The organism is Spirillospora sp. NPDC049652, from assembly GCF_040675125.1.
Classification (GTDB): domain Bacteria; phylum Actinomycetota; class Actinomycetes; order Streptosporangiales; family Streptosporangiaceae; genus Spirillospora.
Genome location: NZ_JBFAOF010000237.1, coordinates 1 through 8848 on the forward strand (window position 1 = coordinate 1; position 8848 = coordinate 8848).

Here is an 8848-nt window from a genome sequence, read left to right on the forward strand (position 1 = left end):
GGGGAGCCGCCGCCCGCCGCCCCGCCGTCCAGGAGCCGCCCGTCCGCGCCCGCTCCGGCCGCGGTTTCGGCGGTGAGCCCGTCCAGGGAGGCGCCGTCGGCGTTCTGGCCGTGCCGGAGGCGGCCGTCCACGGCGGGCCCGCCGGGCAGGGGGCCGTCCACCGGGTGGTCATCGGCCGGGAGGGCCGGGGCGGGGACGCCCGGCGGCCGGTCGAGCACCTCCACCACGGTGTGGCCGGACCAGGCGGCCTGCCGGGCGAAGCGGCCCGCGCCGCCCGACAGGTCGAGCACGCGGGCGGGTTTCCGGGGGAGCCACCGGGCGAGTTGGGCCGCCGCCACGGCCCAGTAGAACGTCCAGTAGGGACCGAGGGCACCGCCACCCGCCTCCCCCGAGGCGCCGGGGGCCTCGCGGAGACTGGCGATGGTGGGTTCTGGAGGCTGCGCCGGCACCGGTAGCAACGCTTTGCTCCTGTTCTCGCCGTGTATGAGCTTTCTTCCCCGCCGACCCCGGACATCACCCTCCGTACAGGTCGGGGGAAGGTGATCCGAACCGTCCGGAAACTTGTTCCCCGCGTCGCCCCCGGTAGGGGAATCGAACCGGTCCTTCGTGCGTTGTCACGCACCATGACGGTCCGCACGCGTCGCGGAGCGAGGCACAGTAGTACAACGGAGGGGCGCTTGATGACCACAGCCGTTGCCGGGGCACGAAACGGTAAAACCGTGCCGCGGCCCCGGGCGTCGGCCCCCGGCGGGGTGGCACGCGCCGCCGGACCGATATCGTCTGTGGAGTACGACGCCATGGGGGGCGTCGCCACAGCCGAGGGGGTGGGTCTGGTAGCGGGCACCACAGAGACCGTCGAGGAGCGTCAGCAGCGCTTCCAGCGCGACGTGCTCCCGTTCTTGGACCAGCTGTACTCCGCCGCGCTGCGCATGACGCGCAACCCGGCGGACGCGGAGGACCTGGTCCAGGAGACCTTCGCGAAAGCGTTCGCGTCCTTCCACCAGTTCAAGGAGGGGACGAACCTCAAGGCCTGGCTGTATCGCATCCTGACCAACACCTTCATCAACTCCTACCGCAAGAAGCAGCGGCAGCCGCAGCAGTCGGCGACCGAGGAGATCGAGGACTGGCAGCTCGCCCGCGCCGAGTCGCACACCTCGTCCGGCCTGAAGTCGGCCGAGGCCGAGGCGCTGGAGCACCTTCCCGACTCCGACGTCAAGCGCGCCCTGCAGGACCTGCCGGAGGAGTTCCGGATCGCCGTCTACCTCGCCGACGTCGAGGGGTTCGCCTACAAGGAGATCGCCGAGATCATGGGCACCCCCATCGGCACGGTGATGTCGCGGCTGCACCGGGGCCGTCGCCAGCTGCGCGGCATGCTGGAGGACTACGCTCAGGACCGTGGCCTGACCCGCGCGGGGGAGGGGTCGAAATGACCTCCCCTCCGGACCGTACCGGTGTCCGCCCCTGGAAGGTGAATGAGCGATGAGCTGCGGCGACCACCACGAGACCTCGTGCAGCGAGGTCCTCGCCCGGGTCTACACCTACCTGGACGGGGAGCTCGAACCGGGCGGCTGCGGCGAGGTGCGCGAGCACCTGGACGAGTGCGGTCCGTGCCTGCGCGAGTACGGCCTTGAGGAGGCCGTGAAGCGCCTGGTCAAGAAGGGCTGCGAGAGCGAGGCCGCGCCCGAGGAGCTGCGCGCCAAGGTGCTCGTCCGGATCGAGGAGATCTGCGTCGAGCTCAAGCAGACCGACGGCGCCGACCCCGCCTGACCGCCGGCCTGCCTGTCCGCCCGCCGGCGCCATCCGCCGGCCCCGCGTCCGAGGCGCGGATCTCCCGCCGGGCGCGCGGACCGGGTATGCCCAGTAGGGTGCTGGGATGCGCGTTCTGGTCACCGGCGCGGCCGGGTTCATCGGCTCCCATCTGGTAGATCGGCTCCTGGCCGACGGCAACGAGGTGGCCGGGGTGGACGACCTGTCCACCGGCCGCAACCGCAACGACGCGATCGAGACGTGGCAGGTGGACGTCGCCGACCCGGCCCTCGCGGACCGGGTCGCGGCCTTCCGGCCCGAGGTCGTCTGCCACCTCGCCGCCCAGGTCAGCGTCCGGGTGAGCGTCGGCGACCCGCTGGCCGACGCCCGCACCAACGTGGTCGGCACCGCCAATGTCCTGGAGGCCGCCCGCCTCGCCGGCGCCCGCAAGGTCGTCTTCACCTCCAGCTGCGCCGTCTACGGCGTGCCGGACGGGCTGCCCGTCCCGCCGGACGCCGAGCTGCGGCCCGCCTCGCCGTACGCGGCGTCCAAGGTGGCGGGCGAGGTGTACGCGGGCATGTACTCGGCCCTGCACGGCCTCGACCACACGATCCTGACGCTCGCGAACGTCTACGGCCCCCGGCAGACGCCCGAAGGGGAGGCCGGGGTCGTCTCGATCTTCACCGACGCGCTGCTCGCGGGCAGGCCGACCCGGGTCTTCGGGGACGGCAAGCAGACCCGCGACTACGTCTACGTCCTGGACGTCGTGGACGCCTTCGCCCGGGCCACCGGCGAGGCCGCGTCCGGGCTGCGCCTCAACGTCGGCACCGGCCTCCAGACCACCGACCGCGACCTGCACACCCTCGTGGCGCGGGCGGCCGGCGCTCCCGACGACCCGGCGTTCGCGCCGCCGCGGCTGGGCGACCTCCCGGCCATGGCCATCGACGCGTCCCGCACCACCGAGACCCTCGGCTGGCACCCGCGCACGCCCCTCCCCGAGGGGCTGGCGGCCACGGTCGACTGGGCCCGCACGAGGTGATCCGCGCCCCCGTCCGAGGGGGCGCACCAGGGGGGCGCACCATGGGATCCGCACGCGCGCATGACCCGCCCTATAGGACTGCACGTGCAGGTGCGGTGTGCGTGTACTGCCGGTGAGAATTCCGGGGCGTTCGACGACGCTGCGTGGTAGATAGTTCACGCTTTGCTCACGATTCCCGGCATGCCTGTGTGACCTGGGTCTCTCGCGTTAGGCTTGTGCCCGGAAAACAGCGACGGGAGCGCGTGCACGCCCGGGACGGGCCGGTGGCGGGCTCACCCGGGTGGATCCGGGCCGCGACCGCGGTCCGGGTGGGTCCCGGATCACGGGGGAGGCTGAAAGCCGATGTGTGCAACTCCGCAGAAGGCCGGTGACGGCCGGATCGGGCATGCCGAGGTGTCGTCGCTGATGGTGCCCAGGGGCGTGTCCTGGGCCTAGGGGCGCCGGCGCGTCCCGAGGCCGGGCGGCGCCCGCGCACCTTCGCGGGGGGCGTCCCCCGCACGGGCCTCCGTCCCCGCCGGGGGGACGGAGCCGTCGACTCCCGGAGGGGGCGGCATTGCGTGGACTACCTCTGGCTGCCTGGGCGTACGTCTGCGGTGTGGTGGCCCTCGCGGTCGGACTCATCGCGACGGCGTCCTACTCGGAGGTGGACTGGCGAACGCTGGCCGTGCTGGCCCTGCTGTTCCTGGTCTGCGACTCCGCGCCCGCGCGGCTGAACGTCCCGAGCGCCAGGGTCTCGCTGAGCTTCGCCGCGAGCCTGGCGTCGGTCGTGCTCGTCGGCGCCGCCGGCGCGGCGCTGCTCGGCGGCTGCGCGCTGGTCACCGGGCAGCGCTTCTTCCAGCCGGTGAAGCGGGTGTTCAACGGCGCGCAGTTCGCGCTCAGCGGGTTCGTCGCCGGGACGGTCTTCGCCCTGCTCGGCGGGCACCGCTTCGAACCGCAGCAGGCCCAGTGGGCCGAGCACGTGATCGCCCCCTTCCTGGCCGCGCTGATCACCTTCGTGTTCGTGAACATGGCGCTGACCGCCGGGATCCTCGTGCTGTCCCGGCAGGCCGCGCCGGGCGAGCTCGCGCGCGAGTCCGGCACGGTCGTGGTCGGGTTCCTCGGCTACGGCGTGTTCGGGCTGCTGATCGCCGGGCTGTGGCCGCGGGTCGGGCCGTTCGCCGCCGTGCTGGTGCTGCTGCCGCTGTTCATCGCCCGGTGGGCGTTCGAGCAGGCGCACGACCAGCGGCAGGCGCACGCGGCGACGCTCGCGGCGCTGTGCCAGGCCGTCGAGACCAAGGACTACTACACCCGCGGCCACTCCGAGCGGGTGTCGCGCGGCTCGGTGATGATCGCGCAGGAGATCGGGATGCGGCCGGACCGGGTCGAGGCGATCCGGTACGCCGGGATGCTGCACGATGTCGGCAAGCTCGGCGTCCCGACGAAGGTGCTGCGCAAGTCCGGCAAGCTCTCCGAGGAGGAGTTCGCGGCCGTGCAGCTGCACCCGATGCGCGGGCTGGAGATCGTCCGGGAGATCGGCTTCCTGGACGAGGCGCTCGCCGGGATCATGCACCACCACGAGAAGATGAACGGCCGCGGCTACCCCATGGGCCTCGCCGGGGACGAGATCCCCGAGTTCGCGCGGGTCATCTCGGTGGCGGACGCGTTCGACTCCATGACCTCCACCCGGTCCTACCGGGCGGCGCGCAGCATCGAGGAGGCCGTCGCTGAGCTGCGCCGGGGCATGGACGACCACTTCGACCCCGCCATGGTCGAGGCGTTCCTGCGCGCGCTCGACCGGGACGGCTGGGAGCCCCCGGCGTCCGAGCCGCCGCCGGACGACGACGTCGTCGAGACCACCCAGCAGGACCACGACGACCCCAGCGCCCCGATCCGCGTGGAGGGCGACGAACCGGTCCAGCCCCTGCTCGCGCCGCCGACCGCGACGGCCGTGCCGCCCGGCACGTCCACGGCCTCCGGCACGTCCACCCCCTCTGGCACGTCCACGGCCTCCGGCACGTCCACCGCTCCGATCGTGCCCGGCTACGACGCGTCCGCGGGGCGCGGCGCGGGGACGGGCGACTCGGCCGGGGAGTCCGGTCCGGGCCGGACGTGGCGCCGGTGAGCACCACCTCCCGCGGAACCGCGCGCCACGTTCCCGCCCAGCCTGCCGAGAGGCGGGCCTGGCAGGCGGTGGATCCGGGGCAGCTGCTGCTGGTGTCGGCGGCGGTCCTGCTGGTCATCGGCGCGTTGACGCAGGTCGCGGCGTCCGGGCTGCGGCAGCCGAACATCGCGGTGGTGTTCGGGGTGCTGATCGCGCTCGGCGAGCTGTTCCGCATGGTCATGCCCGGGAACCGGGAGGTCGCGCCGATCGCGACGGCCGGGGCGATCGGGTACGCGCTGCTGGCCGGGGTCGGGCCGCGCGGCGCGCCGCCGGACGCGCCGTTCGGCGGGGTCCCGGCGACGCACTCGGCGTTCCAGGTGGTGGCGGTGACGGCGGTCGCGGCGCTGCTCGGCTCGCTGCCGCACCTGGCGGTGGGGCGTCCGCCGCGTCCGGACGCGGTCGCGCGGCGGCTGATCACGGTCGCGGTGGTGGCGGTGTGCTTCCGGCCGCTGCTCGGGCTGCACCTGGGCTGGCGGCTGCTGCTGGCGGTGATGGTGGTCGCGGTCGTGCTGGCCATCGCGGCCGACCTCGGGCTGGCCGCGCTGATCCGCGCGGAGGCGGTCCGGGCCCGGTTCGGGATCGCCGTCCGGGACGAGTTCACCGCGACGGCCGGGCTGTGCGCGGCGACCGCCGCGACGGCGATGCTGATCGCGGTCGCGACGACCGCGCTCGGCCCGGTGGCGCTGGCGGTGTTCACCGCGCCGATCCTGGTCACCCAGGTCGCGTTCCGCCGGTACGCCGGGATCCGCGCGACCTACCTGCAGACCGTCCGGGCGCTGTCGCGCGTCACCGAGGTCGGCGGGTACGTGGAGCGGGACCACTCGCGCCGGGTGGCGCGGCTGGCCGTCGCGATGGGACGCGAGCTCGGCATGTCCGAGGGCGAGCTGCTGGAGCTGGAGTACGCGGCGCTGATGCACGACATCGGGCAGCTTTCGCTCGGCGATCCGATCCCGGGCGGCGCGACCGTGCTGGCCGCGCCGGGGCAGCAGCGCCGCATCGCCGAGCTGGGCGCGGGCGTGATCGAGCAGACCGGGGTGCTGGACGGCGTGGCGCGGATCGTCCGGCTCTCGTCGCACCCCTACCGCGCCCCGGCCGCGCCGCCGTCGGACGGCCGGGTCGAGACCGACCGGCAGCTCCCGCCCGGCCCGCCGCTCGCCAGCCGCATCATCAAGGTGGCCAACGCCTACGACGACCTGGTGGGCGACTCGACCGACCGGGACCGGGGCGCGGCCGTCCTGGAGCGGCTGCGGCTCGACTCGGCGACCGAGTACGACCCGTCGGTGGTCGAGGCGCTGAACCGCGTCGTCGACCGCCGTCCCCGCACCTGACCGCCCGCCGGGGCAGGCGAGCGGGGACGGGCAACGGGCATGTGAGCGGGCACGGACAGCGGGCATGGACAGGTGAACGGGACGCCAACGCGGCGGCACGGACCGCTCTAGGCCCCGGCATTTCGCGGCGGGACGGTTCGGAGGAGGGGGCGCCGCGCCGTTAGGTTGGTCCCGCGGCCCTGAACGGATCAGAATAAGGATGTGTCAGCAGGTGTTCGAATCGGTCCTGGTGGCCAACCGCGGCGAGATCGCCAGCCGGATCACGCGCACGGTGCGCGGGCTCGGCCTCAAGGCCGTCGCCGTCTACTCCGACGCCGACGCCGATCTGCCGTTCGTGCACGAGGCGGACGAGGCGGTGCTCATCGGCCCGCCCGTCCCGGCGCAGAGCTATCTGGACGCGCCCGCCGTGCTGGAGGCGGCGCGGCGGCACAACGCGCGGGCCGTCCACCCCGGGTACGGGTTCCTGGCGGAGAACGCCGACTTCGCCCGCGCGGTGCAGGCGGCGGGGCTGGCCTGGGTGGGGCCGCCGCCGCTGGTGATCGCCCGGCTCGGCGACAAGATCAACGCGCGGAACCTGATGAAGGAGGCCGGGGTCCCGGTCGCGCCCGGTGTCTGGGAGCCCGTCCCGGACACCGAGACCGCCCTGGAGGAGGCCGCCCGGATCGGCTACCCCGTGATGGTGAAGGCGGCGACCGGGGGCGGCGGCATCGGCATGGGCGTCGCCCACGACGAGAAGCGGCTGCGCGCGGTGTACCCGGCGGCGCGGTCCCGCGCGGAGATGTTCTTCGCCGGCCCGGACGTCCTGCTGGAGCGGTTCGTGCCGGGCGCGCGGCACGTGGAGGTGCAGGTGATCGGCCGGCCGGACGGCTCGGTCGTCGCGCTCGGCGACCGGGAGTGCTCGGTGCAGCGCCGGTACCAGAAGATCGTGGAGGAGGGCCCGGCGCCCGGCCTGCCGGAGGGGACGCGCGCGGTGCTGCACAAGACGGCCGTCCGCGCGGCCGAGGCGGTCGGCTACCGCGGCGCGGGGACGGTCGAGTTCCTGGTCGACCCGGCGTCGGGCGAGTTCTTCTTCGTGGAGATGAACGCGCGGCTGCAGGTCGAGCACACGGTGACCGAGGCGCTGACCGGCCTGGACCTGGTCGAGCAGCAGCTGCGGGTCGCGGCGGGGGAGCAGGTGTCGTTCGCGGGCGTCCGCACCCGGGGGCACGCGATCGAGCTGCGCGTGTACGCCGAGGACCCGTTCCGGTTCGCGCCGCGGCCGGGCCGCATCCGGGTCTGGGAGGAGCCGGTCGGCCCGGGCATCCGGATCGACGCCGGGTACGCCGAGGGCAACAGCGTCACGCCGTACTACGACCCGCTGCTCGCCAAGCTGGTCGTGCACGCCGAGACGCGGGCCGCGGCGCTGGAGCGGGCCCGCGCGGCGGTCGCGGCGTTCCGGATCGAGGGGACGCTGACCACGAACCTGCCTTTCCTGGCCGAGCTGCTGGACAATCCCGAGTTCGCGTCCGGCTCCTACGACACCGGGATCGTCGGGCGCATGCGTCCGGCGTCGAACTGAGGGGCGTCCGGTGGAGGACCACACCTACTGCGACCGGTGCGGGGACGATCTCGGCGCGGGCGACCACGCCGGGTGCCGGGCGGCGCGGGCGCTGGAGCCGCCGCGCTACTGCGGGCGCTGCCGCCGCCGGATGGTCGTCCAGGTGACGCCGCTCGGCTGGACGGCCCGCTGTGTCGAGCACGGGACCACCGTCTCCTGACCGCCCCCGGGCGCCGGGCGCCCGATCCCCCTCTCCTGACCGACGCGCCCCTCGGGTGTCCCCGAACGCCGCCGGCTTTGCGTGAAAGCGCCGAGCCGGCGGCGTTCGCGTTGGCGTGATCTGCCAAAGTTCGGCGGGCCGCGGAGCTGGTTCGGTGCCTTAACTGGGGTGGTCGCCGGGCGTTCGCGCGGGGGCGGGGCCGGGGTCTTGCCGGGCGGTGGACGGCTGGTTACGGTGCCGGTTAATTGAAAAGAAACTTTCCTAACTGATCAGTTCGCGCACCATCGGGGTTCGGGGTCTCGGGGTTCCACGTCCGTCCGTCGTCACCGTGCTCTGGAGTCGCGTTGCGCTCTCACCCAAGCTCCCTCCCGGTCTCGCTTCCGGCCTCCCGCCCGCCCGTCCGCCGGAGCCCGCGCCCGGGAACCGCCGCCCGCCGCGTGCTCGCCGTCCTCGCGGCCCTGCTCGCCGCGCTGCTCGTGCCGCTCGCCGCGACGTCCGCGCGCGCCGACGGGACGCCCACCGCCACCTTCACGAAGGTCTCCGACTGGGGCTCGGGGTGGCAGGGGCAGTTCACCCTCACCAACGGCTCGGCCCAGCCCGTCAGCGGCTGGAAGGTCGCGTTCGACCTGCCCTCGGGCACGACCGTCGGGTCGTACTGGGACGCCCTGCTCACCTCGTCCCCGCCGCACTACACGTTCACCAACCGCGAGTACAACGCGTCCATCCCGCCCGGCGGGACGGTCACGTTCGGGTTCCTCGGATCCGGGTCCGGCGCGCCCGCGAACTGCACGCTGAACGGCGCGTCCTGCGGTGGCGGCGGGCCCAACCCGCCGGGCGG

At 74.1% G+C, this 8848-nt stretch carries 8 protein-coding genes and 1 pseudogene; 8 read left to right on the forward strand and 1 reads right to left on the reverse strand.

The window, feature by feature from the left end:
* Positions 1–458, reverse strand: a pseudogene (locus tag AB0J52_RS17360) (hypothetical protein); the annotation flags it as partial.
* 339 nt (positions 459–797) lie between these two features.
* On the opposite strand from AB0J52_RS17360, the gene AB0J52_RS17365 reads away from it, so the two are divergent.
* The 8 genes from AB0J52_RS17365 to AB0J52_RS17400 all read left to right on the forward strand — a co-directional run.
* Entirely contained in the window at positions 798–1430 is a 633-nt protein-coding gene (locus AB0J52_RS17365) for a sigma-70 family RNA polymerase sigma factor (RefSeq protein WP_500182607.1), read from the forward strand.
* 49 nt (positions 1431–1479) lie between these two features.
* Positions 1480–1767, forward strand: coding sequence for a mycothiol system anti-sigma-R factor (rsrA, locus tag AB0J52_RS17370; protein WP_500182600.1), 288 nt, complete (start codon positions 1480–1482; stop codon positions 1765–1767).
* Between the two features lie 106 nt (positions 1768–1873).
* Positions 1874–2785 carry an NAD-dependent epimerase/dehydratase family protein gene (locus AB0J52_RS17375; protein ID WP_500182601.1) on the forward strand — a complete coding sequence of 304 codons (912 nt, stop codon included), beginning with the start codon at positions 1874–1876 and terminating at the stop codon, positions 2783–2785.
* 595 nt (positions 2786–3380) lie between these two features.
* The gene (locus AB0J52_RS17380; RefSeq protein WP_500182602.1) at positions 3381–4886 is read left to right on the forward strand and encodes an HD-GYP domain-containing protein; all 1506 of its coding nucleotides are present in this window, start codon (positions 3381–3383) and stop codon (positions 4884–4886) included.
* Complete coding sequence (locus AB0J52_RS17385) at positions 4883–6253, forward strand: HD-GYP domain-containing protein (RefSeq protein WP_500182603.1); 1371 nt, start codon at positions 4883–4885, stop codon at positions 6251–6253. Before AB0J52_RS17380 ends, AB0J52_RS17385 begins: the two co-directional genes overlap by 4 nt.
* Before the next feature lie 211 nt (positions 6254–6464).
* Positions 6465–7811 (forward strand): acetyl-CoA carboxylase biotin carboxylase subunit, encoded by a 1347-nt coding sequence (locus AB0J52_RS17390; RefSeq protein ID WP_500182604.1) that lies wholly within the window; start codon positions 6465–6467, stop codon positions 7809–7811.
* 10 nt (positions 7812–7821) lie between these two features.
* On the forward strand, positions 7822–8010 hold the full coding sequence (gene bsaP, locus AB0J52_RS17395) for a biotin synthase auxiliary protein BsaP (RefSeq protein ID WP_500182605.1): 189 nt from the start codon (positions 7822–7824) through the stop codon (positions 8008–8010).
* Positions 8011–8447: 437 nt separating this feature from the next.
* The coding region (locus AB0J52_RS17400) for a cellulose binding domain-containing protein (RefSeq protein WP_500182606.1) at positions 8448–8848 on the forward strand (401 nt) is incomplete at its 3' end.

What these genes read in the sequence shown, in the direction of transcription:
- AB0J52_RS17365 (WP_500182607.1), top strand. Translation starts at nt 798, where the DNA reads ATGGGGGGCGTCGCCACAGCCGAGGGGGTGGGTCTGGTAGCGGGCACC.
- AB0J52_RS17375 (WP_500182601.1), top strand. Translation starts at nt 1,874, where the DNA reads ATGCGCGTTCTGGTCACCGGCGCGGCCGGGTTCATCGGCTCCCATCTG.
- rsrA (WP_500182600.1), top strand. Translation starts at nt 1,480, where the DNA reads ATGAGCTGCGGCGACCACCACGAGACCTCGTGCAGCGAGGTCCTCGCC.